Genomic DNA, 22,353 nt, shown 5'->3' with positions numbered 1-22,353 from the left:
GAGTCTGGCGATGCTTGGGCGGGGGGCGGCGTCAGGCGGCGCGCTGCTGGGTTTCCTCGCCGGCGAGCGCGTCCAGGATGTCGCGCTCGAATTGCATCTGGCTGCGGGGGCGCGCAAGCGCCGATCCGTCCACGATGAACACGTCTTCCACGCGGTCGCCCAGCGTCATGATCTTGGCCATCAGCAGGTTGACTTCGTGGCGGGCAAACACGCGCGCCAGGGCGTGCAGCAGGCCGGCGCGGTCGGTGGCCGTCACGGACAGGCGCCACGAGGTGCTGCGTTCGTCGGGCTGCAGTTCGGCCTGGGGCATGACGGGAAATACGCGCGACACGCGCGACTGGCGGCCGCGGCCGTAGTAGCCGCCGCGGCTGGGTTGCGCCTGGGCGGCGGCGTGCGGATCCTTCAGGCGTTCGGCCAGCTCGTGCTCGACCAGCGTGGCCTGGGCGCGCAGATCGCTCGCGCCTTCGGGCAGCAGCACGATGAAGCTGTCCAGCGCCCAGCCGTGGCGGGTGGTGTGGATGCGCGCATCCTGAATGGATAGCGACTTGGCGTCGAAGTAGCCGCAGATCGCCACGAACAGGTCGGGCGCGTCGCGCGTGTAGACCATGATCTGCAGGCCTTCCCCGTGTTCGGTGGGGCGGGCCTTGACCACGGCCTGGGCGGGCGCGACCTGGTGGTACAGGTGGCGCGTGTGCCAGGCGATGTCGGAGGCGTCGTGGCGCAGGAAATACGCGACGTCCAGCTGATTCCAGAAGGCCTCGCGGGCGTCGTCGCGCAGGCCTGCCAGGCGGGTCAGGCGCGCGGCTTCTTCCTTGCGTTCGGTCAGCACGGTGTGCGCGTCGGCGTGGGCGCCGCCCAGCGCGGCCAGGGTCAGCTTGTACAGGTCTTCCAGCAGCTTGCCCTTCCAGGCGTTCCAGACCTTGGGGCTGGTGCCGCGGATATCGGCGACCGTCAGCAGATAGAGCGCGGTCAGGTGGCGTTCGTCCTTCACGGTGGCGGCGAAATCCTGCACGACGGCGGGGTCGGACAGGTCGCGCTTTTGCGCCACGGCCGACATCAGCAGGTGCTGGCGAACCAGGAATTCCACCAGCTTGGTGTCTTCCGGGTCCATGCCGTGATCCTGCGCGAACTTGCGCACTTCGCGCGCGCCGAGCTCCGAGTGATCGCCGCCGCGGCCTTTTGCGATGTCATGGAACAGCGCCGCCACATACAACAGCCAGTGCCGGTCCAGGCCCGCGATCAGCTGGCTGGCCAGCGGATACTCCTGGGCGTGCTCGGGCATGGTGAAGCGGCGCAGGTTGCGCACGACCGCCAGCGTGTGCTGGTCCACGGTATAGGCGTGGAACAGGTCGTGCTGCATCTGGCCCACGATGCGGCGGAATACCGGCAGGTAGCGCGGCAGGATGTTCAGCATGGTCATGCGCCGCAGCTCATGCACGATGCCGCGCGGCTGCTGCAGGATCTGCAGGAACAGCTTGCGGTTGACCGGATTGCGGCGGAACTGCGCATCGATGCGGTGGCGGGAATGCCAGATGGCGCGCAGGGTGCGGGCCGACATGCCGGTCAGTTCAGGGCGCTGCTGCATCACCAGGAAGGCGCGCAGCAGCAGGGTGGGATTGCGTTCGAAACCGTCGTCCCGAATGATGTCCAGGCGGTCGCGCAGGTTGCGGAAATCGTCGTCGATGTCGCGCGCGTCGCTGTCCGGGCGCGGGAACAGCCTTTCCTCGATGTTCTGCACCAGGATGCCGTTGAGCTGCGTCACGAGCCGCGCCGCCCAGTAGTACCGCTGCATCAGCAGTTCGCTGCCGCGCCGCGTGGCGGTGGCATGGATGCGGTAAACCTCGGCCAGCGCCGGCTGCAGGTCGAACAGCACCCGGTCCTCGCGCCGGTTCGACAGCAGGTGCAGTTCGATGCGCAGCCGCTTGAAGGCCTGTTCGGCCTTGCGCAGGTCGCGCGCTTCGGAGGAGGTCAGCAGGCCGGCCTGCGCCACGGAGCGCCAGCTGTTGCCAAAGCCCGCCGCCCGCGCCATCCACAGGATGACTTGCAGGTCGCGCAAGCCGCCCGGCGATTCCTTGCAGTTTGGCTCCAGCGCGTAGGGCGTGTCGTGGTAGCGGGCGTGGCGCTGCTGCATTTCCACGCGCTTGGCAAGGAAGAAGGCGCGCGGGTCCAGGCGCGACTTGGTCGCGGCGTCGAATTTTCTCATCAGCACGCGGCTGCCGGCCAGCCAGCGGGATTCCAGCAGCGAGGTTTCGACGGTGATGTCCGCGTCGGCCTCGCGCTCGCAATCCTCGATGGTGCGCACGCTGTGGCCGGGCTCCAGCCCCAGGTCCCAGAGCGAGGCCACCAAGTGCTCGATGGCGGTTTCGTCCTCGGCCGTGGGCGCGTGGGGCAGCAGGATCAGCAGGTCGACGTCGGAATGAGGGTAGAGCTCGCCGCGGCCGTAGCCGCCCACGGCCGCCAGCGTGGCGCCGACAGGCAGCGGATAGTGCTTGACCAGATCGCGCAGGGCGGCGTCCACGACCCGCCGCAGCTCGGACAGCAGGGCGTCCGGGCGTTCGTGCTCGCGGAACTGGGCCACCACGGCCCGCCGGGATTCCTGGATGCGTTCGCGCAGTGCGGTGAGGATTTCGGCGGTCATGGCAAGCAGCGGGGCTTCAGACGGCGGGAATGACGATGGGCTCGGTAATGAAAGCCGGCGGTTGGGGCATGCCGGGCGACAGGGTCAGCACTTCGTAGCCGGTCTCGGTTACGCAGACAGCATGCTCCCACTGGGCGGACAGGCTGTGGTCGCGCGTGACAACCGTCCAGCCATCGGACAACTGGCGGATCTCGCGGCGGCCGGCGTTGATCATCGGTTCGATCGTGAACAGCATACCCGTCACCAGTTTTACGCCCGAGCCGGGCTTGCCGTAATGCAGCACCTGGGGGTCTTCATGGAAGCGCTGTCCGATGCCGTGCCCGCAGAACTCGCGCACCACCGAGAAGCCGTTGGCTTCGGCGTGTTTCTGGATGGCGTTGCCCACGTCGCCCAGCGTGGCGCCGTTCTTGACTTGCTGGATGCCCTTCCACATGCACTCGAAAGTGATGTCGGTCAGGCGGCGCGACAGGATGGATTGCTCGCCCACCGGGTACATGCGGCTGGTGTCGCCAAACCAGCCGTCCTTGATGATGGTGACATCGATATTCAATGAGTCCCCGTTTTTCAGCACCTTGTCGCCCGGGATGCCGTGGCAGACCTGGTGGTTCACCGACGTACAGATGGCGCCGGGGAAGGGCGGGTAGCCGGGCGGGGCGTAGCCCACGGTGGCGGACTTCACTTTGAGTTCGTCCGTCAGGTACTCCAGGCAGAGGCGGTCCAATTCCCCGGTGGTTACACCCGGCTTGACGTGCGGGGTGATGAAATCGAGGACTTTGGCGGCGTCCTGACAGGCGGCGCGCATCTTGGCCAGGTCGGCCGGGTTGGTGATTGTGCCCATGGAGTAGCTTGGCGATCTCTCGCTTGAATGTCTGCTTGAAAGAATAGTAGAATTATAGGCTTCCCAAAAAATTTGGGGAGCAATCGGGTTACGGCAAGAGCCGATAGCGAGGGCAGAACTCCTACATGCGGGGTCGCCGAGCGCTATGGCGAAGAGTCGACCCGGCGGGTGCGGGCCTTGTGGGTCCAGGCAATCCCGGCAGGCATTTTGGTTTTGCGTGGTCGTCTTATGAGATCGATGGCAGGCCCTGAAGTTTCACCGCAAGCGAAGGTTGTGGAGCGAGTTCGGGCAGGTCGTCAGGTTCTGGGGCGAGCGCGCCAGGCAGGGTGCCGGCTGGAAGCGTTTGGGCTGCGAAAGTGCGCATCGGCTGGGCGCGGCGTGCTTGTAAGCCTGGTCATGTTTTAGAGCGGCGATGCAGGTTCGGTATGGGCGCTGGATTAATTTCTTGAAAACGGGGTCTTGAAAAAGTCCGTGTTTTTTGAAGAGATGCCCCAGCGGCCTGATGCGCGACCAGGCTGAAAGGCTTAGGGCGCGAAGAGCTGGATTTCGCTGCCAACAAAACAAGTCCGGGTGCGCCTTGAAGAAACTTCCAGGAGATTCCTGGAGTGTCGGATGGGCGCGATGCAAGTGCGCGGCGCAAGGCTCCTTGTCGTGGCGGCCGTCTGGGTTTATCGCGGCAGCGTAGTAGAAGTCGTTAAAGGCGAGTCGTTGAACGCGATATGTCTGGAACGTCGTAGTTATTGCGGCAGTGATCGGCCGGCCCGGTTAAAATCATGTCATCCCGCATTTGCGGGAAATCGCGCGCAACACCACCCAGGGTGTCAGCAAGATGCTGATGCAGGTGCGGCGCAAGAAATCAACCCTTGGAGAATTACATGTCTTTGATGCGCGAAATGCTGGAAGCGGGTGTCCACTTTGGTCACCAGACCCGTTACTGGAACCCCAAGATGGCTCAGTACATCTTCGGTCACCGCAACAAGATTCACATCATCAACCTGGAAAAGACGGTTGATAAGTACCAGGAAGCCACCAAGTTCGTGAAGCAGCTGGCTGCTCGCGGCGGCAACATCCTGTTCGTCGGCACCAAGCGCGCAGCGCGCGAGCTGGTCGCCTCCGAAGCCGCCCGTTGCGGCATGCCCTACGTCGACGCCCGCTGGCTCGGCGGCATGCTGACCAACTTCAAGACGGTCAAGACCTCGGTCAAGCGCCTGAAGGACATGGAAGTCGTCGTCGCCGAAGGCGGCGCCGAGCGCATGATCAAGAAGGAAGGCCTGCTGTTCCAACGCGAACTGGACAAGCTGAACAAGTCGATCGGCGGCATCAAGGACATGAACGGCTTGCCCGATGCCATGTTCGTGATCGACGTCGGCTACCACAAGATCGCCATCGCTGAAGCCAAGACGCTGGGCATTCCCGTGGTCGCCGTGGTTGACACCAACCACTCGCCCGACGGCATCGACTACGTCATCCCCGGCAACGACGACTCGGCCAAGGCCATCGCGCTGTACGCCAAGGGCATCGCCGACGCCGTGCTGGAAGGCCGCGAACAGAACCTGAACGGTCTGGTCGAAGAGCTGGGCGAAGGTCAGGAAGAGTTCGTTGAAGTGCAGGACAACCAGGCCTAAGCCTGCTGTCATGTCCGGCGGTTAGTGTCTGGGAGCGGCGCCGAAACGGTCCGCTCCCGCCTCGCCGGCACTGCGAAGGTGGGCTCCCATCTTCCAGGCCCGCAAATCGCGGGCGTCCCATCGAATCAAACCACTGCCCCGGCCCGCCGGGGCGTGTCTTAGCAAAATTTGGAGCAAACATGGCTGAAATTACCGCTGCCCTGGTCAAGGAACTGCGCGAAAAGACCGACGCGCCCATGATGGAGTGCAAGAAGGCCCTGACGGAAGCCGAAGGCGATCTGGCTCGCGCCGAGGAAATCCTGCGCGTCAAGCTGGGCAACAAGGCCAGCAAGGCTGCCGCCCGCGTCACCGCCGAAGGCCTGATCGGCCTGTTCATCTCCGCCGATGCCAAGCAAGGCGCCGTGATTGAAATCAACTGCGAAACCGACTTCGTCGCCAAGAACGACGACTTCGTCGGCTTCGTGAACAAGCTGGCCGAACTGGTCGCCACGCAGAACCCGACCGACGTGGCCGCCCTGTCGGCGCTGCCGTACGGCGAAGGCACCGTTGAAACCACCCGCACCGCCCTGATCGGCAAGATCGGCGAGAACATCTCGGTCCGCCGCTTCGAGCGCATCGAGACCCCGAACGCGCTGGCCAGCTACGTGCACGGCGGCAAGATCGGCGTGCTGGTCGAATACTCCGGCGCCGAGGAAGTGGGCAAGGACCTGGCGATGCACATCGCCGCCACCAAGCCCAAGGCCCTGAACGCCGACGGCGTGAACCCGGCCGACATCGCCGCCGAGCGCTCGGTTGCCGAGCAGAAGGCCGCCGAATCGGGCAAGCCCGCCGAAATCGTCGCCAAGATGGTCGAAGGTTCGGTGCAGAAGTTCCTGAAGGAAGTTACCCTGATGTCGCAGCCGTTCGTCAAGAACGACAAGCACACGGTTGAGCAGCATCTGAAGGAAAAGGGCGCTTCGATCACCAAGTTCGTGCTGTTCGTCGTCGGCGAAGGTATCGAGAAGAAGACCAGCGACTTCGCCGCTGAGGTTGCCGCCGCCGCCGCTGGCCGCGCCTAACCCCAGGGTAGTGCTTAAGGGCCGGCGCTAGATTAAAGTCTAGTCCGGCCCTTTTCGCCGCAGGGCCGCCCCAAGGTGAAAACCCCTGGGGGCAGCAAACCCGCGCAGCGGGTGCGGCGTTGGGGGCTCCCCATTCTTTGTCTTACACTTTCGTCGGATTGTTCTTCGGGATATCACCTATGAGCAGCAGAGCATACAAACGGGTTCTTCTCAAACTTTCCGGCGAGGCGCTGATGGGCGATGATGCATTTGGCATCAATCGCTCCACCATCGTCCGCATGACCGATGAGATCGCCGAAGTCGCCGCCACCGGCGTCGAACTGGCCATCGTCATCGGCGGAGGCAACATCTTCCGTGGCGTCGCCCCGGGCGCGCAGGGCATGGACCGCGCAACCGCCGACTACATGGGCATGATGGCCACCATCATGAACGCGCTTGCGCTGCAAGATGCGCTCAAGCACAAGGGTATCGACACCCGCGTACAATCGGCCCTGAATATCGATCAGGTCGTCGAGCCCTACATCCGCCCGAAGGCCCTGCGCTACCTCGAAGAGGGCAAGGTCGTCATCTTCGCCGCGGGCACCGGCAACCCCTTCTTCACCACCGATACCGCAGCCGCCTTGCGCGGCGCCGAAATCGGCGCGGAGATCGTGCTGAAGGCCACCAAGGTGGACGGCATCTACAGCGCGGATCCCAACAAGGATCCCACCGCCACGCGCTATGCGCGCATCAGCTTCGATGAGGCGATTGTCCGCCGTCTGGAAGTCATGGACGCCACCGCGTTCGCGCTGTGCCGTGACCAGAAACTGCCGATCAAAGTGTTTTCGATCAATAAGTCCGGCGCGCTCAAGCGAGTCGTCAGCGGCGAAGACGAAGGCACGTTGGTACACGTCTAAAGAAAAGGAAATTTCATGAGCGCCGCAGAAATCCGCAAATCCGCCGAAGCCAGGATGGCCAAGTCGCTTGATACGCTCAAGATCAACCTGGGCAAGATCCGCACGGGCCGCGCCCATACCGGCATCCTGGATCACGTGCAGGTCGAGTACTACGGCTCGCCCGTGCCGGTCGGCCAGGTCGCCAACGTGAACCTCGTGGACGCCCGCACCATCAGCGTGCAGCCCTACGAGAAGCACATGGCCGGCCCGATCGAAAAGGCGATTCGCGAATCGGACCTGGGTCTGAACCCCATCTCCATGGGCGACACCATCCGCGTGCCGATGCCGGCACTGACGGAAGAGCGCCGCCGCGATCTGACCAAGGTTGTCCGCAGCGAAGGCGAAGATGCCAAGATCGCCGTGCGCAACTTGCGCCGTGAAGCCAACGAAGCGCTGAAGAAGCTGGTCAAGGACAAGGAAATCTCCGAGGACGACGAACGTCGCTCCCAGGACGACGTCCAGAAGCTGACCGATCGCGCCGTGGCCGACATCGACAAGATGGTCGTCCAGAAAGAAGCGGAAATCATGACCGTATAATCCCAGCACGTCCCGGGGCGGTCGGCGTTGCCGATCGCCCCGGGCGTCAGGATTCTCTCGCCTATGCGCCGTCCTGCCCATTGCCTCGCGGTGCTTCCACGTCGCGATGGGAACGACGGCGCAGGTTTTTCCCGTACTCCCGTTTTTTTCGCCGGCTCACCGCGCGCAGTCCAACACTAATGGCAACCAGTTCGACCCAGGCGGTTCCCGATACTCGCGACATCCCCGAGCATGTCGCTATCATCATGGATGGCAACGGCCGGTGGGCGACGCGGCGGCTGCTGCCCCGTACGGCGGGCCATGCCAAGGGCGTGCAGGCGGTGCGGCGCGTGGTCGAGGCCTGTGGCCGCGCCGGCGTGCGCTACCTGACGCTGTTCGCCTTCAGTTCCGAGAACTGGCGCCGCCCCGCCGAGGAAGTGTCCTTGCTGATGCGCCTGTTCGTGCAGGCCCTGGAACGCGAAATCGGCAAGCTGGACGAGCAGGGCGTACGCCTGCACGTGATCGGCGACCTGAGCGCGTTTGAGCCGCGCCTGCAGGAACTGATCATGGCGGCGCAGGCCCGCACCGCGCACAACGATCGCCTGCACCTGACGGTTGCCGCCAACTACGGCGGACGCTGGGACATTCTCCAGGCCACGCGCGCCATGCTGGCCGCGGAGCCCGGCCTGGCGGCCCGGCCCGAATTGGTGGACGAGGAGCGCCTGGCCAGGCACCTTTCCATGGCATGGGCGCCCGAACCCGATCTGTTCATCCGCACCGGCGGCGAACAGCGCATTTCCAATTTCCTGATCTGGCAGATGGCCTACGCGGAGTTTTACTTCACGGATCTTTTCTGGCCGGACTTCGGCGCCAATGAGCTCACGGCCGCCTTTGACTGGTACCGCACGCGCGAACGGCGTTTCGGCCGCACCAGCGCGCAAGTCAGCGAAAACGGCACAAAATAAGCGGACGGCGACCAGCGCGTCTTTCCAAAGCTGCACACGAGGAGACCGTCATATGTTGGGCCAGCGTATCGTTACCGCCGCGGTTCTGTTGGCCATTCTGGCCGCCGCAATGATCAGCGCGAACCCCTGGTGGTTCGTCGCCCTGCTGGCCCTGGCTGCGGCCTGCGCCAATTGGGAGTGGCTGCGATTGACGCTGCCGCAACCGCCATCCCCCCTGATTTCCATCGGCGTTGCCGTGCTGCTGCTTGCCGGCATGCTGGCGCTGGCCTCCGCCTGGCTGGCGGGCGACGGCAGCGGCTTGAGCGATCCGGCCTGGGTCATGCGCTACGTGGTGCCCGCCGTGTCGGCAGTCTGGCTGTTCGGCGCCGTCGCCGCCGTGGTCCGCGGCCGTTCCGACGCAGCGCCCGCGAGCCTCGGCTGGTCCGTCTTCTCGGTGCCGGCCGCGTTTGCGGCCTGGGCCGTCCTGGCGCAGATGTTCGTCGCGCGCGGCGCGGGGTTCGTCGTGTCGCTTCTGGCCCTGGTGTGGGTGGCCGACATCGCGGCATATTTTGCCGGCCGCGCGTTCGGCAAGCGTAAACTGGCTCCGCGGGTGAGTCCGGGCAAGACCATTGAAGGCGCCGTCGCCGGCGTCCTGGGCGCCGTGGTGTGGATCGGCCTTTCGAGCTTGTGGGCCGGAACCTACGGCCACGCCCTGGTGGAGCGCTGGACCTTCTGGCTGGCCCTGCCCATCGCCGCGCTGCTGGGCGTGCTGTCCATTGTCGGGGACCTGTTCGAGTCGCTGCTCAAGCGCCGCGCGGGCCGCAAGGACTCCAGCACGCTCTTGCCCGGCCACGGCGGCGTCTATGACCGCATCGACGCGATTCTCCCCGTCGCGCCGTTCGCGCTACTTTTGTCTGGAGTGTTGTTTTGACGGCTTTTCAACGCGTCGTCGTGCTGGGATCGACCGGTTCGATCGGTGAAAGCACGCTGGATGTCATCGCCCGCCATCCCGAGCGCCTGGCGGTTTACGCGCTGTCGGCGTACAGCCAGATGAAGCGCCTGGCCGAACAGGCGCTGGCCAGCCGCGCCGCCGTCGTGGTGGTGCCCGACGCCGCGGCGCGGAAGAAATTCATCGAGGCCTGGGCGGGCGCCGAGGCCATGCCCGAAATCCGGGTGGGCGCGCAGGCGCTGGCCGATACCGCCGCCGATCCGCAATGCGATTCCGTCATGGCCGCCATCGTGGGCGCGGCGGGCTTGCCCGCCGCCCTGGCGGCGGCGCGCGCCGGCAAGCGCGTGTTGCTCGCCAACAAGGAGGCCCTGGTCGCGGCCGGCTCCCTCTTCATGCAGGCTATCCGCGACAACGGCGCGGAATTGCTGCCCATCGACAGCGAACACAACGCTATTTTCCAGTGCCTGCCGCATGGCGGGCGCGCCGTGGCGCCCGAGCAGCCCGGCCGGGGCGTGCGCCGCCTGCTGCTGACGGCGTCCGGCGGGCCGTTCCGCGGCCGGGACCTGGAAGACCTGCACGAGGTCACGCCGGCCCAGGCGTGCGCCCATCCCAACTGGAGCATGGGCCGCAAGATTTCGGTGGACTCCGCCACCATGCTCAACAAGGGGCTGGAGGTAATCGAAGCGCATTGGCTGTTCGCCATGCCCGCCGATCGCATCGAGGTCGTGGTGCACCCGCAAAGCGTGGTGCATTCCATGGTCGAATACGAGGACGGATCCGTGCTCGCGCAGCTGGGCCAGCCCGACATGCGCACGCCCATCGCCTATGGCCTGGGATTCCCCGAGCGCCTGGAAAGCGGCGTGGGTCCGCTGGACCTCACTCGCCTGGGGCGGTTGGATTTCGAGAAACCCGACCTGTCCCGGTTTCCTTGCCTGGCGCTTTCCTTTGCCGCGCTGCGCGCGGGGCAGGGCGCTTGCGTGGCGCTCAATGCCGCCAATGAGGTCGCGGTCGAGGCCTTTCTGGAGGGACGGCTGGCCTATACGTGGATTCCCCGAGTCATCGAGGCCTCCCTGGAGTGGCAGGCTCGACAAGCATCTGTTACCCTCAGCAGTCTTGACGACATACTTGCACTTGACGCCGACGCGCGCACCTTTGCGGGTGGCTTGGGGCTGGCCTGATAGCCGGCCGCGTCTGGCGCCAGATTGGGTTCCAGCTCCGGCTGCCAAATCAGGTTCCAGCCCCGGTTGGCAGACCGGGTTGCCAGACCGGTTGCCAGACCCGGTTGGTAAACCCGGTTGCCATCGCCGATTGCCCGATCCGGTTGCCAGATCCGATTTTCCAGATTCGATTTTCCTAGATTCCGACCCCCATGCTTTTCACCCTGCTGGCCTTTGCCGTTGCACTTGGCTCACTGATCATTTTCCATGAGCTGGGACACTATTGGGTCGCCCGCCTGTGCGGCGTGAAGGTATTGCGGTTCTCGGTGGGGTTCGGCAAGGTCATCCTGCGCCGCACCGACCGGCACGGCACGGAATGGGCGGTTTCCGCCCTGCCGCTGGGCGGCTACGTCAAGATGCAGGACGATCCCCCGGCCGGCGCCAGCGCCGCGGAAGCGGCCGGCGCCTTCAACAGCAAGCCGGTTGGCCAGCGCATCGCCATTGTCGCCGCCGGCCCCATCTTCAACCTGATCCTTGCCGTCTTTCTATATGCCGGGCTGAACATGGCCGGCACCGAAGAGCCGGTGGCCATCATTGCCCAGCCCGCGGCCGACACGCCGGCGGCCCGCGCCGGCCTGCTGCCGGGCGACCGCATCCTGGCGATCGACGACCAGGAAGTCGCGTCCTGGTCGGACGCCCGCTGGCGCCTGATGGACGTGATGGCGACGGGCGGGCGCGCGCGGATCGAAGTCAGCACCCCCGCCGGCGCCGTCCACCAGCGCGAGCTGGATCTTCCCTCCAACACGATGGACCCGGCCAGCGGCGACCCGCTGGCCGCCGCCGGCATCCGCCTGGCCCAGCCCAAGCCCGCCGTGCGCGCCGTGAACGACGGCGGGGAAGGGCAGGCGGCCGGCCTGCGCACGGGCGACCTGGTCGTCGCCGTGAACGGCCAGCCCACGCCCGACACCGGCGCGCTGGTCAGGCAGATCCAGGAAAGCGCGGGCAAGACGCTGGCGCTGACGCTGGTGCGCGACGGCGCCAATATCACGCTGAACGTCACGCCTCGTCCGGAACTGGTCGACGGCCAGGAAATCGGCCGCCTGGGCGTGCAACTCGGCGGCAATGTGCCGATGGTGACGGTGCGCTACGGCGTGTTCGACAGCCTGTGGCGCGGCGCCGTCCGAACCTGGGACACCGCCTGGTTCTCGCTGCGCATGATGGGCCGCATGGTGACGGGCGATGTTTCCTGGCGCAATGTCAGCGGCCCGGTCACCATCGCCGACTACGCCGGACAGACCGCCCGGATCGGCATTGTTGCGTATATCGCCTATATTGCGTTGATCAGCATCAGCCTGGGCGTATTAAATTTGCTTCCCATTCCTATGCTGGATGGCGGCCATCTGCTGTACTATCTCGTCGAAATTGTGCGGGGTAGCCCGCCGCCAGCGAAGTGGATCGACATCGGACAACGCGCCGGCATTGGTTTATTGGCAGGTCTCATGGGCCTTGCGCTGTTTAACGATTTCACGCGTTTATTCACGTAAACGCGATTTAGCATAAAATCCCCCGCCATTTGCACGACCGAGGATACTCAAGGATGTCTTTTCGCCGGATGTTTCATCACAAAAAGGGTGTACTGCCGGGTCTCATCGCCGCACTGCTGTTACCGGCCATGGCCCACGCCTTCGAGCCCTTTGTCGTGCGGGATATCCGCGTAGAGGGTATTCAACGAACCGACGCCGGCACCGTCTTTGGTTATCTTCCGGTCAAGGTCGGAGAGCAATTCACCGAAGAAGAAGCCACTGAAGCGATCCGCCGCCTGTACGGCACGGGTTTTTTCACCGACGTGCAGATCCAGACCGACAATAATGTCGTGGTTGTGGTCGTGCAGGAACGTCCGACCATCGCCTCGGTGAATTTCAGCGGCATGCGGGAGTTCGACTCCAAGGCCATCACCACCTCGCTGGGCCAGGTGGGTTTTGCCGAAGGCCGCATTTTCGACCGCTCCATGCTTGAGCGCGCGGAATACGAACTCAAGCAGCAGTACCTGTCCAAGGGCAAGTACGGCGTCGAAGTGACCTCCACCGTGACGCCGCTGCCCCGCAACCGCGTGGGCGTGAGCTTTGACGTGTTCGAAGGCTCGGTGGCGCGCATCCAGGAAATCCGCTTCGTCGGCAACAAGGCCTTCTCGGAAAGCGACCTGCTTGACGAGTTCAAGCTGACGACGCCGGGCTGGCTGACCTGGTACACGGATACCGACAAGTATTCGCGCGAAAAGCTCGAGGGCGATCTGGAGCGCCTGCGCTCGTTCTACCTGGACCAGGGCTATCTGGAATTCTCGGTGGAACCGCCCCAGGTCACGATTTCGCCCGACCGCCAGGACATCCGCATCACGATCACGGTCCACGAAGGCGAGCCCTACAAGGTCCGCAGCGTCAAGCTGGCCGGCAATCTGCTGGGCCTGGACAAGGAAATCAACGCGCTGGTGCAGGTCAAGCCGGACGAAACCTTCTCGGCGGCCAAGGCCAACGACTCGGCCAAGGCCATCACCGACTACCTGGGTGAACTGGGCTACGCGTTCGCCAACGTGAACCCGAACCCGCAGCTCGATCGCGCCAAGCACGAAGCCGACCTGACGTTCTACGTCGATCCGAGCCGCCGCGTCTACGTGCGCCGCATCCAGATCGGCGGCAACACCCGCACGCGCGACGAAGTCGTGCGCCGCGAAATGCGCCAGCAGGAAGCCGCCTGGTACGACGCCAAGGACATCAAGACCTCCCGCGACCGCGTCGACCGCCTGGGTTACTTCAGCGACGTCAACGTCAAGACCGATCCGGTTCCGGGCTCGCCCGACCAAGTCGACGTCAACGTCGACGTGAAGGAAAAGCCCACCGGCATGATCAACCTGGGCGTGGGCTACGGCTCATCCGAAAAGGCTATTCTTTCGGCCGGCATCAGCGAAGACAACGTCTTCGGCAGCGGCACGAACCTGACCCTGCAGCTGAACACCAGCAAGACGAACCGCGCGATCGTGCTGTCGCACACCGATCCGTACTGGACCAAGGACGGCATCAGCCGCACCACGTCCGCGTACTACCGCGTGACCGAGCCCTGGAACAACAACGACGGCGACTACCGCGTCAAGGCCATCGGCCTGGGCATGAACTTCGGGATCCCGATCTCCGAATATGACCGGATCTTCCTGGGCGCGAACGTCGAGCGCAACCAGATCGATCTGTTCAGCAACTCGCCGCAGGCCTATGACGATTTCGTCGATCAATATGGCGACTCCACGAACTCGGTGATCTTCAGCGCCGGCTGGTCCAAGGACACGCGCGACAGCGCGCTGGCCCCGACCAAGGGTTCGTACACCCGCCTGAAGGCCGACGTGTCGACGGTCGACCTGCAATACACGATGCTGACCGGCCAGCAGCAGTACTTCGTGCCGCTGGGCGGCTCCTACACCCTGGCCTTGAACGGCATGGTTGATTGGGGCCAGAGCTACGGCAACAAGGACTACCCGGTCATCAAGAACGTCTATGCCGGCGGTATCGGCACCGTTCGCGGCTACGACGGCTCCTCGCTGGGTCCGCGCGACACGAAGACGGGCGATTATCTGGGCGGCACGCGCCGTATCGTCGCGAACGCGCAGTTGTACCTGCCGTTCCCGGGCGCTTCCAAGGACCGTACCCTGCGCTGGTTCGTCTTCGGCGATGCCGGCCAGGTGTCGGCCGGCAGCGGCTTGAGCTGCACCCGCGGCCGGGACAATACCGAGGTGGAAGATCCTTGCGGCTGGCGTTTCTCGGCGGGCGTCGGCCTGTCGTGGCAGTCGCCGATGGGCCCCTTGCAGTTGTCCTACGCCCGTCCGCTCAACTCCAAGGCTGGCGACGACAAGCAAAGCTTCCAGTTCCAGATCGGGACCGGTTTCTAAGCGCGGCGTTACTGTTGAAAACAAGGGAGGGGCCCACCGGCCCGGCTCCCTTGCTGTTTAGTGGCACAATACACACTTTGGCTTTGCCTTACTGGAAGGTGAGATTTTCATGATGTCTGATTTCGCACTTAAATCATCGAATACGCTGGGCGCCAAGCGCCGCGGCAAGTTGGGCGGCTCTATTGCCCTGGTGGGTGCGCTCATTCTCGGTTCGGCTGCTGCGATCCCCGCGCATGCTCAAGGCACCAAGATCGGTTTCGTCAATACCGAGCGTATCCTGCGTGAATCGGGTCCGGCCAAGACTGCGCAAAGCAAGATCGAAGCCGAATTCAAGAAGCGCGACGACGAGCTCCAGCGCCTGAACAACAGCCTGCGTTCGCAAGCCGAGAAGTTCGACAAGGACGCGCCTGTCCTGTCGGAATCCGACCGCGTCAAGCGCCAGCGCGAACTGTCCAACCTGGATACCGACCTGCAGCGCAAGCGCCGCGAGTTCCAGGAAGACTTCAACCGCCGCCGCAACGAAGAGTTCTCCGGCATCGTGACCAAGGCCAACGACGCCATCAAGCGCATCGCTGAGCAAGAAAGTTACGACCTGATCATTCAGGACGCCGTGACGGTCAACCCGCGCATCGACATCACCGACAAGGTGATTCAGAGCCTGGGCAAGTAAAGCGATACCCGTCAAGCCATGCCGGTTTTACTGGATCTTGCCCGCGCGCCAACACTCGAAGCACTGTTGAGCGCTGCCAACACCCAGGGATTGGACTGGCGTATCAGTGCGGTTCCCGGTGCGGACCCTTTCAGGGTCTGCGGCATCGGAACCCTGTCTTCGGCCGGCCGCCAGGAAATCTCGTTCCTGGCCAATCCCCGCTACCAAAGCCAGCTTGGCGCAACCGGGGCGGGGGCGGTCATCGTCTCGCCCGAAGTGGCCGAGACGCTGGAAGCCGAAGGCAGCGCCCGGCCGTCTTTCGCGCTGGTCGTCTGTAAGCATCCCTATCTGCTTTTCGCGCGGATCGCGCAGTGGTTCGACGCCGCCCGCCGGCCCGCGCTGCCCGCCGAGACGCATCCGTCCGCCGTGGTCGCGCCTGACGCGACAATCGAAGAGGGCGTGCGCATCGGGCCCAATTGCGTCGTGGAATCCGGCGCCCGCATCGGCCGCGATACCGTGCTTGGACCGGGCTGCGTGATCGGCGCTGGCTCGTCGATCGGCCCGGGCAGCCGCCTGCACGCCCATGTGACGCTGTACGAAGGCGTGAAGGTAGGGGCCCGCGCCATCATCCACAGCGGCGCGGTGCTTGGCGCGGACGGCTTCGGCTTTGCGCCGGACCCCGCGTTAGGCAAGGGCGCCTGGGGCAAGATTCCGCAGTTCGGCGGCGTGTCCATCGGGGACGACGTCGAAATCGGCGCCAACACGACAGTCGATCGCGGCGCGCTGGAAGACACCGTGGTGTCCGACGGCGTGAAGCTGGACAACCAGATCATGGTTGGCCACAACGTGCGCATCGGCGCGCATACCGCGATGGCGGCCTGCGTGGGCGTGGCGGGTTCGACGACCATCGGCGAGCGCTGCACCATCGGCGGCGCGGCCATGCTCTCGGGACACCTGACCTTGGGCGACGATGTGCATATCTCGGGCGGCACCGCGGTGACGTCCAATATTTCCAAGCCTGGCCGCTATACCGGGGTCTTCCCCTATGCGGAGCATGGCGAATGGCAGCGCAATGCCGCCGTGATACAACAGTTGGCGCAATTGCGCCGCCGCGTGCGGACGCTGGAAAAAGACTAGGGCGCGTCGCCGTCCTGGCGCGTCCGCGCCGCGAAAATTATTTCATATTGCAGGAAAGCATAGAAAAATGGAACTCGACATCAAGGGGATCATGGAGAGGCTGCCGCATCGTTACCCGATGCTGCTGATCGATCGCGTTGTTGAAATGGTGCCCGGCAAGTCCATTGTCGCCATCAAGAACGTCTCGATCAACGAGCCGTTTTTCAACGGCCACTTTCCTCATCATCCGGTGATGCCGGGCGTGCTCATCGTGGAAGCGATGGCCCAGGCCTCGGCGCTGTTTTCGTTTACCGACGAGAATGGCGGCCTGAAGTGCGAAGGAGCCAAGACGGCCTACTACCTGGTCGGCATCGATGGCGCGCGGTTCCGCCGCCCCGTCGTGCCGGGCGACCAGCTGCGCATCGAGGTCGAGGCCGAGCGCCTGAGCCGCAGCATCTGTAAGTATCAAGCACGCGCAACGGTCGACGGTCAGGAAGTGGCTTCGGCCAAGCTGATGTGCGCGATTCGTAGCCTGGAAGAGTAAATGGCAGGAAACATCCATCCCACCGCTGTCGTTGATCCGGCGGCAAAAATCGACCCGACGGCGGTCATCGGCCCGTTCGCAGTGGTGGGACCCGATGTGACCATCGGCGCCGGGACCGAGATCGGTCCGTACTGCATGATCGACGGCGTGACCACCATCGGGCGCGATAACCGCTTCTACCGCTATTGCTCCATCGGCGGCATGCCGCAGGACAAGAAATACGCGGGCGAGCCCACGCGCCTGACGATCGGCGACCGCAACACGGTGCGCGAATTCGTCACGCTCAATACGGGCACGCTGCAGGACGGCGGCGTCACCACGCTGGGCAACGACAACTGGATCATGGCGTACGTCCATGTGGCGCACGATTGCCACATCGGCAATAACACGATCATGGCCAATTCCGTCCAGCTGGGCGGGCACGTCCACGTGGGCGACTGGGCCATCATCGGCGGCCTGACCGGCGTGCACCAGTTCTCGCGAGTGGGCGCGCACACCATGACGGGCGGCAACAGCTCGCTCATGCAGGACACGCCTCCGTTCGTGCTGGCCGCCGGCAATCCCTGCCGCCCGGTCGGCATCAACGTCGAGGGCCTCAAGCGCCGCGGCTTCACGCCCGCCGCCATTTCGGCCCTGCGCGAAGCCTATAAGATCATCTATCGCCGGGGGCTGCCCCTGGACGCGGCGCGCGCCGAATTGCGCGAGCGCCAGCAGGCCATCCCCGAGGCCGCCGAGCACCTGCAGACGCTGCTCGATTTCCTGGACGTCGCTTCCCGCGGCATCATCCGTCCATGACCACGCGGATCGGCATGGTGGCCGGCGAGCCTTCGGGCGATCTGCTGGCCGGTCGCATCATTGCCGGTCTGCAAGCGCGCGATCCCGGCGTCCAATGCGAGGGTATCGGCGGACCGCAGATGCAGGCCCGGGAATTCGACACCTGGCATCCGATGCATGCGCTGACGGTATTTGGCTATGTGGACGCGCTCAAGCGCCTGCCCAGCCTGCTCGGCACGTATCGGGACGTCAAGCGCCGCTGGCTGGCCGAGCCGCCGGCGGTTTTCGTCGGCATCGACGCGCCCGATTTCAATCTGCGGCTGGAACATCAACTGCGGCAGGCGGGCACGCCCACGGTGCATTTTGTCGGCCCGTCGATCTGGGCGTGGCGCTATGAACGCATCCACAAGATCCGCGAATCGGTGTCGCACATGCTGGTGCTGTTTCCGTTCGAGGAAGAGATCTATCGCAAGGAAGGCATTCCGGTAACGTACGTGGGCCACCCGCTGGCCGGCGCCGTGCCGATGCAGCCTGACCGCGCTGCGGCGCGCGAACGCCTTGGCATCGACCAGAACGCCCGCGTGCTGGCGATTCTGCCGGGCAGCCGGTCGTCCGAGATCCGCCTCCTGGCGCCGCGCTTTCTGCAAGCCGCCCAACAGCTGCAAAAGAAGGATCCCGCCCTGCAATGCGTCGTGCCCATGGTCAATGACCAGCGGCGCGCGGAGTTCCTGGCTATCCTGGCCCAGTATCCCGTGCCCGGGCTGCGCTGCATCACCGCGCACGACCTGCACGGCGAGGGCGGGGACCGCAAGGCGCCCGTGGCGTGGTCCGTCATGGAAGCCGCCACGGCGGTGCTGGTGGCCAGCGGCACGGCCACCCTGGAGACGGCGTTGTTCAAGCGGCCCATGGTGATTTCCTACGTGCTGTCGCCCTGGATGCGCCGTATCATGTCCTGGAAGTCCGGGCAGCAGAGGCCGTACCTGCCCTGGGTAGGCTTGCCGAACGTGCTGTTGCGCGACTTTGTGGTGCCGGAGCTGTTGCAGGACGACGCCACCCCCGAAAAGCTGGCGCAAGCGACCTGGCAGGCATTGACCGACGAGGCCTTGATCGCCCGCGTCGAAGCGCGGTTCACCGCCATGCACCAGGACTTGCTGCGCGATACGCCGGCGCTGGCCGCACAGGCGATCCTGGAGGTAGCTGGTGGAGCAGCCTGACCTGTTCGCGGCCCCGGAACAACCCGCGATGCTGACAGCCGGCGTCGACGAGGCCGGCCGCGGCCCGCTGGCGGGCGAGGTCTACGCGGCGGCCGTCATCCTGGACCCGGACAGGCCTATCGACGGACTGGCCGATTCGAAGGTGCTCACGGCGGTCCGGCGCGAGGAGCTGGCCCTCCAGATCAAGGAACACGCGCTGGCCTGGTGCATCGCCAGCGCGACGGTGGCCGAGATCGACAGCCTGAATATCCTGCGCGCCACGATGCTGGCGATGCAGCGCGCCGTCCAGGGCCTGGCCACGATGCCGCAGCTTGCGCTGGTGGACGGCAACCAGGCGCCCAAGCTCGGCTGCACCGTGCAGACCGTCATCAAGGGCGACGCGCTGGTGCCGGCGATTTCGGCGGCGTCCATCCTGGCCAAGACCGCCCGCGACGCCGACCTCCTGCGCCTGCATGCGCTGTATCCCCAATACGCGTTCGACCAGCACAAGGGCTACGGCACCGCATTGCATTTGCAGAGGCTGCGCGAGCACGGTCCCTGCGCGGAGCACCGCCGCAGCTTCGCACCCATCAAGGCCTTCGGCCTGGTTTCATGAAGCACATCAGTTCCCGCGACAATCCCGCGGTCAAGGCGCTGGTCAAGCTCGCCGGCACGGCAGGCAAGCGCGGCGCGCCCGTGCTGCTGGACGGCGTGCACCTGTGCCAGGCGTGGCTGCAGCATTACGGCGCGCCCGATCAGGCGGTCTTCGATGTGGAACGCCTTTCCCAGTCCGACATCGCCGCGCTGGCGGCCGCGGTGCCCGACAGGGACTGCCTGGCGCTGGACGCGCGGCTGATGCAGTCCCTGGCCGCGGTGGAAAGCGGGCAGGGCGTGGCGTTCCTGGTCACGCCGCCGGTTCCGCATCAGCCGGCCGAGGTGGACGAGAACTGCGTGCTGTTCGACCGCATCCAGGACCCGGGCAATGTCGGCACGTTGTTGCGCACCTGCGCGGCGGCGGGCGTGAAGCGGGTGTTCCTGGCGACGGGCACGGCCGCGGCCTGGTCGCCCAAGGTGTTGCGCAGCGGGCAGGGCGCCCATTTTGCGCTGGCCATCCATGAGCACGTCGACCTTGCCGCCTTGCTGCCCAAGCTGCGGGTGCCGCTGGTGGCCACGGCCCTGGACGGCGCGCAGGACTTGTACGCCGGCCGCCTGCCGGAGCGCTGCGCCTGGGTTTTCGGGCATGAGGGCCAGGGCGTGGCCGCGGCGATTCTTGCCGCCGCCCGCCTCAAGGTGCGCATTCCGCACGACATGGCCGCCGTGGAGTCGCTCAATGTGGGCGCCGCCGCCGCCATCTGCCTGTTCGAGCAGCGGCGTCAGGCGTCGCTTGGCCACTGATCGGGCATCGATTCCCCCGGTTTTCTCCTGATTGAGGGGGGCGTCCCCCGTTTATACTGCCGCGTCGCGTAAGGCGCGCGGCGGTTCGCGCGCGCCTGCAAGACGTATCCCCCATGAAGGACGACACATGAAAAGCTGGGTCAAACTGAGTGTTGCCGCGCTGGGCGCGGCCGTGTTGCTGGCCGGCTGCGCCGGCCCCCGCTATGCCGACGTGGCGACGCGCATCCCTGCGATCGAGCCCGCGGACGGACGGATCTACTTCTATCAACCCGTGACTTCCAGCGGCGGAAAAATCGCGCAGCCCGCCATCCTGGTCGACGGCCAGAAGGTCGGCCGCTCCAAGCCGGGCCATTTCTTTTTCGTGGATCGCGCCGCCGGCGAGGTCGCCGTCATGACCGCGACCGACCGCAAGGAGCGCAAAGAGGCGCTGAATGTTCCGCTGGCCGCCGGGCAGACCCAGTATGTGCGCGTGGACATCACGGGCGGCAAGCAGGTCTTGCGCCTGGAGGAATCCGCCGATGCCGCCCGGCAGGCGCTGTCGGATCTGCGGTACTGGGGCGCGGGGCGGCGGGACAGAGAGGCATTGCGCTACTGATGACGCCACACGTTTTGTAAAAAACTGACGCACTCATATACTTACACGCTTTATTTCCTCCGAGGTCTTCATGGCGTCGTTGCTGGTTCATAAGCTTGAAGGTGTTGCGCGTGCGGGCAGAGGGGTGATCCTGGCTTCAGTCTGCGCGCTTGCATTGGGCGCGTGCATGTCGGTCAGCACCCAGAAAGTCAGGATGGTGCCCGTGGCGGCTGCCGATCCGGTCAGCATCATCCAGCCGTCGCGCGCGGTCACCGCCGTGCTGCCCAACGACGGCGTGGCAACGTTGCCGGCCGGTTCGCAGTGGCAACGCGTCGGGGCGCTGCCGCAGGGCGACGTCTATCGCTCGCTGGGCGGGCTGTTCACGATCCAGACGCGCCGCCAGAACGAAGCCTACGTCGTGGCGTCTTCCGGAAAGCTGGTGGGCTTCTACCTGCCCGGGGAGGCGGCCTATCTGCCCCTGTCCCGCCCCGTCGCTTTGCCCGTGGAGATGCGTCAATGACGACCTGGCTAAAGATCGCGGCGGCCGTGGCGACCGCCGTCCTGCTGGCCGGCTGCGCGGGCCCGAAATATCAATCGCTGCAAGGTCGGATCCCGTCCATCGCGCAGGGTCAGGGGCGCATCTACTTCTATCAGCCGCAGCCGTCGAACATGGCGTCTGCGCAGCAGAAGCTGCGCGTGAACCAGGACGTGGTGGGCCGCAACAAGCCGGGCAGCTTCTTCTTCGTGGACCGCCCGGCCGGCAGCTACGTGGTGACCAACCTGTATTGGACGGGCGATGGCGTGAGCTTCATGCTGGACGCCGGGCAGACCCGCTACGTTCGCATCATGGCGGAATCCCTGGGCAGCACGAGCGCCGCCGGCAAGCTGACGATGGAATTGGTGGATCCGCCTGAGCAGGCCGAGGGCGAGCTGATGAAGATGCGCTATTGGGGCGCGGCGTCGGGCGAGCAGGTCCACGGCATGTAATGGCTGGCTAGGGAGAAAAACAAATGACGCGCAGTTTCAAGATGATTGCCGCCGCGGCGCTCGGCGCCGCCTTGCTGGCGGGTTGCGGCGGGCCCCGGTACAAGGATGTCGCGGGCAGCATTCCCTTCATGGTGCCGGACACGGGGCGCATCTATTTCTATCAGCCCCCGGCGCCTGCCGGCGTCGTGTCCAGCCAACCCTATCTGCGGATAAACGGCGTGAAGGTAGGCCGTTCCAAGCCGGGCAGTTTCTTTTACGTGAACCGCCCCGCGGGCAAGTACGAGATCGACACCTTGCGCGACGACGAGACGCTGTCGTTTACGCTGGCGCCGGGCCAGACGCGGTACGTGCGGCTGAGCATCGAAGGCGTGGGCGGAAATTCGTCCAGCGTGGGCCGGCAGTCCATGCGGCTTGAGGAGTCCGAAGCGGCCGCGCAGCAGGAAATGGGGCCGCTGAAGTACTGGGGAGCGGGCTCGCGCGAACGCGTGAAGCTGCGGCCCTGACAGGGGCCGGTTGAAAGCAGGGCGCGC

Annotated in this window: 22 protein-coding genes; 20 read left to right on the top strand and 2 right to left on the bottom strand. The window is 65.2% G+C overall.

Features of this window, described 5'->3' with window-relative positions; genetic code table 11:
* Positions 1–31 precede the first annotated feature (31 nt).
* Positions 32–2,638 carry a [protein-PII] uridylyltransferase gene (locus tag ACFWP0_RS25015; protein ID WP_377846717.1) on the bottom strand — a complete coding sequence of 869 codons (2,607 nt, stop codon included), beginning with the start codon at positions 2,636–2,638 and terminating at the stop codon, positions 32–34.
* Positions 2,639–2,654: 16 nt separating this feature from the next.
* The gene (gene map / locus ACFWP0_RS25010; protein WP_377846715.1) at positions 2,655–3,476 is read right to left on the bottom strand and encodes a type I methionyl aminopeptidase; all 822 of its coding nucleotides are present in this window, start codon (positions 3,474–3,476) and stop codon (positions 2,655–2,657) included.
* 875 nt (positions 3,477–4,351) lie between these two features.
* Between map and rpsB the strand changes: the two genes are divergently transcribed.
* The 20 genes from rpsB to ACFWP0_RS24910 all read left to right on the top strand — a co-directional run bounded on the left by rpsB (position 4,352) and on the right by ACFWP0_RS24910 (position 22,326).
* Complete coding sequence (gene rpsB, locus ACFWP0_RS25005; RefSeq protein WP_377846713.1) at positions 4,352–5,101, top strand: 30S ribosomal protein S2; 750 nt, start codon at positions 4,352–4,354, stop codon at positions 5,099–5,101.
* Between the two features lie 179 nt (positions 5,102–5,280).
* Positions 5,281–6,159: a translation elongation factor Ts gene (tsf, locus tag ACFWP0_RS25000; RefSeq protein WP_377846711.1), complete on the top strand. Its 879-nt coding sequence runs from the start codon at positions 5,281–5,283 to the stop codon at positions 6,157–6,159.
* A 179-nt stretch (positions 6,160–6,338) separates the two neighbouring features.
* Positions 6,339–7,055 carry a UMP kinase gene (pyrH, locus tag ACFWP0_RS24995; protein ID WP_054425864.1) on the top strand — a complete coding sequence of 239 codons (717 nt, stop codon included), beginning with the start codon at positions 6,339–6,341 and terminating at the stop codon, positions 7,053–7,055.
* A 15-nt stretch (positions 7,056–7,070) separates the two neighbouring features.
* On the top strand, positions 7,071–7,631 hold the full coding sequence (frr, locus tag ACFWP0_RS24990) for a ribosome recycling factor (RefSeq protein WP_377846709.1): 561 nt from the start codon (positions 7,071–7,073) through the stop codon (positions 7,629–7,631).
* Between the two features lie 179 nt (positions 7,632–7,810).
* Positions 7,811–8,575 (top strand): polyprenyl diphosphate synthase, encoded by a 765-nt coding sequence (uppS, locus tag ACFWP0_RS24985; protein ID WP_377846707.1) that lies wholly within the window; start codon positions 7,811–7,813, stop codon positions 8,573–8,575.
* Between the two features lie 52 nt (positions 8,576–8,627).
* Positions 8,628–9,485 carry a phosphatidate cytidylyltransferase gene (locus tag ACFWP0_RS24980; RefSeq protein WP_377846705.1) on the top strand — a complete coding sequence of 286 codons (858 nt, stop codon included), beginning with the start codon at positions 8,628–8,630 and terminating at the stop codon, positions 9,483–9,485.
* Positions 9,482–10,681, top strand: coding sequence for a 1-deoxy-D-xylulose-5-phosphate reductoisomerase (locus tag ACFWP0_RS24975; protein WP_377846703.1), 1,200 nt, complete (start codon positions 9,482–9,484; stop codon positions 10,679–10,681). The genes ACFWP0_RS24980 and ACFWP0_RS24975 overlap by 4 nt, the downstream gene beginning before the upstream one ends.
* A 191-nt stretch (positions 10,682–10,872) precedes the next feature.
* A complete protein-coding gene (gene rseP / locus ACFWP0_RS24970; RefSeq protein ID WP_377846701.1) occupies positions 10,873–12,204 on the top strand; it encodes an RIP metalloprotease RseP in 1,332 nt (443 codons plus the stop codon).
* A 53-nt stretch (positions 12,205–12,257) separates the two neighbouring features.
* Complete coding sequence (bamA, locus tag ACFWP0_RS24965; protein WP_377846699.1) at positions 12,258–14,591, top strand: outer membrane protein assembly factor BamA; 2,334 nt, start codon at positions 12,258–12,260, stop codon at positions 14,589–14,591.
* 109 nt (positions 14,592–14,700) lie between these two features.
* Positions 14,701–15,261 carry an OmpH family outer membrane protein gene (locus ACFWP0_RS24960; protein ID WP_377846697.1) on the top strand — a complete coding sequence of 187 codons (561 nt, stop codon included), beginning with the start codon at positions 14,701–14,703 and terminating at the stop codon, positions 15,259–15,261.
* Positions 15,262–15,279: 18 nt separating this feature from the next.
* Positions 15,280–16,377 carry a UDP-3-O-(3-hydroxymyristoyl)glucosamine N-acyltransferase gene (gene lpxD, locus ACFWP0_RS24955; protein ID WP_377846695.1) on the top strand — a complete coding sequence of 366 codons (1,098 nt, stop codon included), beginning with the start codon at positions 15,280–15,282 and terminating at the stop codon, positions 16,375–16,377.
* 67 nt (positions 16,378–16,444) lie between these two features.
* Positions 16,445–16,900 carry a 3-hydroxyacyl-ACP dehydratase FabZ gene (gene fabZ, locus ACFWP0_RS24950; protein ID WP_006385190.1) on the top strand — a complete coding sequence of 152 codons (456 nt, stop codon included), beginning with the start codon at positions 16,445–16,447 and terminating at the stop codon, positions 16,898–16,900.
* A complete protein-coding gene (gene lpxA, locus ACFWP0_RS24945) occupies positions 16,901–17,695 on the top strand; it encodes an acyl-ACP--UDP-N-acetylglucosamine O-acyltransferase (RefSeq protein WP_377846691.1) in 795 nt (264 codons plus the stop codon).
* Entirely contained in the window at positions 17,692–18,888 is a 1,197-nt protein-coding gene (gene lpxB, locus ACFWP0_RS24940; RefSeq protein WP_377846689.1) for a lipid-A-disaccharide synthase, read from the top strand. The genes lpxA and lpxB overlap by 4 nt, the downstream gene beginning before the upstream one ends.
* A complete protein-coding gene (rnhB, locus tag ACFWP0_RS24935; protein WP_377846687.1) occupies positions 18,875–19,483 on the top strand; it encodes a ribonuclease HII in 609 nt (202 codons plus the stop codon). Before lpxB ends, rnhB begins: the two co-directional genes overlap by 14 nt.
* Positions 19,480–20,262: a TrmH family RNA methyltransferase gene (locus ACFWP0_RS24930; RefSeq protein WP_377846685.1), complete on the top strand. Its 783-nt coding sequence runs from the start codon at positions 19,480–19,482 to the stop codon at positions 20,260–20,262. The genes rnhB and ACFWP0_RS24930 overlap by 4 nt, the downstream gene beginning before the upstream one ends.
* A 127-nt stretch (positions 20,263–20,389) precedes the next feature.
* Positions 20,390–20,857 (top strand): DUF2846 domain-containing protein, encoded by a 468-nt coding sequence (locus ACFWP0_RS24925; RefSeq protein WP_377846683.1) that lies wholly within the window; start codon positions 20,390–20,392, stop codon positions 20,855–20,857.
* A gap of 166 nt (positions 20,858–21,023) precedes the next feature.
* Positions 21,024–21,356, top strand: a complete 333-nt coding sequence (locus tag ACFWP0_RS24920; RefSeq protein WP_377846681.1) for a hypothetical protein — start codon at positions 21,024–21,026, stop codon at positions 21,354–21,356.
* Positions 21,353–21,823: a DUF2846 domain-containing protein gene (locus ACFWP0_RS24915; RefSeq protein ID WP_377846679.1), complete on the top strand. Its 471-nt coding sequence runs from the start codon at positions 21,353–21,355 to the stop codon at positions 21,821–21,823. The genes ACFWP0_RS24920 and ACFWP0_RS24915 overlap by 4 nt, the downstream gene beginning before the upstream one ends.
* 23 nt (positions 21,824–21,846) lie before the next feature.
* Positions 21,847–22,326: a DUF2846 domain-containing protein gene (locus tag ACFWP0_RS24910; protein WP_377846678.1), complete on the top strand. Its 480-nt coding sequence runs from the start codon at positions 21,847–21,849 to the stop codon at positions 22,324–22,326.
* The last annotated feature ends 27 nt before the right edge of the window (positions 22,327–22,353 follow it).

This window comes from Achromobacter sp. NPDC058515, from assembly GCF_042721735.1.
In the GTDB taxonomy this organism is placed as follows: domain Bacteria; phylum Pseudomonadota; class Gammaproteobacteria; order Burkholderiales; family Burkholderiaceae_B; genus Achromobacter.
Note: the sequence above shows the minus strand (reverse complement) of the source record. Positions and strands in the feature narration are given on the sequence as shown.

Coding starts and splice junctions, on each gene's coding strand:
- ACFWP0_RS25015 (WP_377846717.1), bottom strand. CDS start 2,638: ATGACCGCCGAAATCCTCACCGCACTGCGCGAACGCATCCAGGAATCC.
- map (WP_377846715.1), bottom strand. CDS start 3,476: ATGGGCACAATCACCAACCCGGCCGACCTGGCCAAGATGCGCGCCGCC.
- rpsB (WP_377846713.1), top strand. CDS start 4,352: ATGTCTTTGATGCGCGAAATGCTGGAAGCGGGTGTCCACTTTGGTCAC.
- tsf (WP_377846711.1), top strand. CDS start 5,281: ATGGCTGAAATTACCGCTGCCCTGGTCAAGGAACTGCGCGAAAAGACC.
- pyrH (WP_054425864.1), top strand. CDS start 6,339: ATGAGCAGCAGAGCATACAAACGGGTTCTTCTCAAACTTTCCGGCGAG.
- frr (WP_377846709.1), top strand. CDS start 7,071: ATGAGCGCCGCAGAAATCCGCAAATCCGCCGAAGCCAGGATGGCCAAG.
- uppS (WP_377846707.1), top strand. CDS start 7,811: ATGGCAACCAGTTCGACCCAGGCGGTTCCCGATACTCGCGACATCCCC.
- ACFWP0_RS24980 (WP_377846705.1), top strand. CDS start 8,628: ATGTTGGGCCAGCGTATCGTTACCGCCGCGGTTCTGTTGGCCATTCTG.
- rseP (WP_377846701.1), top strand. CDS start 10,873: ATGCTTTTCACCCTGCTGGCCTTTGCCGTTGCACTTGGCTCACTGATC.
- bamA (WP_377846699.1), top strand. CDS start 12,258: ATGTCTTTTCGCCGGATGTTTCATCACAAAAAGGGTGTACTGCCGGGT.
- ACFWP0_RS24960 (WP_377846697.1), top strand. CDS start 14,701: ATGATGTCTGATTTCGCACTTAAATCATCGAATACGCTGGGCGCCAAG.
- lpxD (WP_377846695.1), top strand. CDS start 15,280: ATGCCGGTTTTACTGGATCTTGCCCGCGCGCCAACACTCGAAGCACTG.
- fabZ (WP_006385190.1), top strand. CDS start 16,445: ATGGAACTCGACATCAAGGGGATCATGGAGAGGCTGCCGCATCGTTAC.
- lpxA (WP_377846691.1), top strand. CDS start 16,901: ATGGCAGGAAACATCCATCCCACCGCTGTCGTTGATCCGGCGGCAAAA.
- lpxB (WP_377846689.1), top strand. CDS start 17,692: ATGACCACGCGGATCGGCATGGTGGCCGGCGAGCCTTCGGGCGATCTG.
- ACFWP0_RS24930 (WP_377846685.1), top strand. CDS start 19,480: ATGAAGCACATCAGTTCCCGCGACAATCCCGCGGTCAAGGCGCTGGTC.
- ACFWP0_RS24925 (WP_377846683.1), top strand. CDS start 20,390: ATGAAAAGCTGGGTCAAACTGAGTGTTGCCGCGCTGGGCGCGGCCGTG.
- ACFWP0_RS24920 (WP_377846681.1), top strand. CDS start 21,024: ATGTCGGTCAGCACCCAGAAAGTCAGGATGGTGCCCGTGGCGGCTGCC.
- ACFWP0_RS24915 (WP_377846679.1), top strand. CDS start 21,353: ATGACGACCTGGCTAAAGATCGCGGCGGCCGTGGCGACCGCCGTCCTG.
- ACFWP0_RS24910 (WP_377846678.1), top strand. CDS start 21,847: ATGACGCGCAGTTTCAAGATGATTGCCGCCGCGGCGCTCGGCGCCGCC.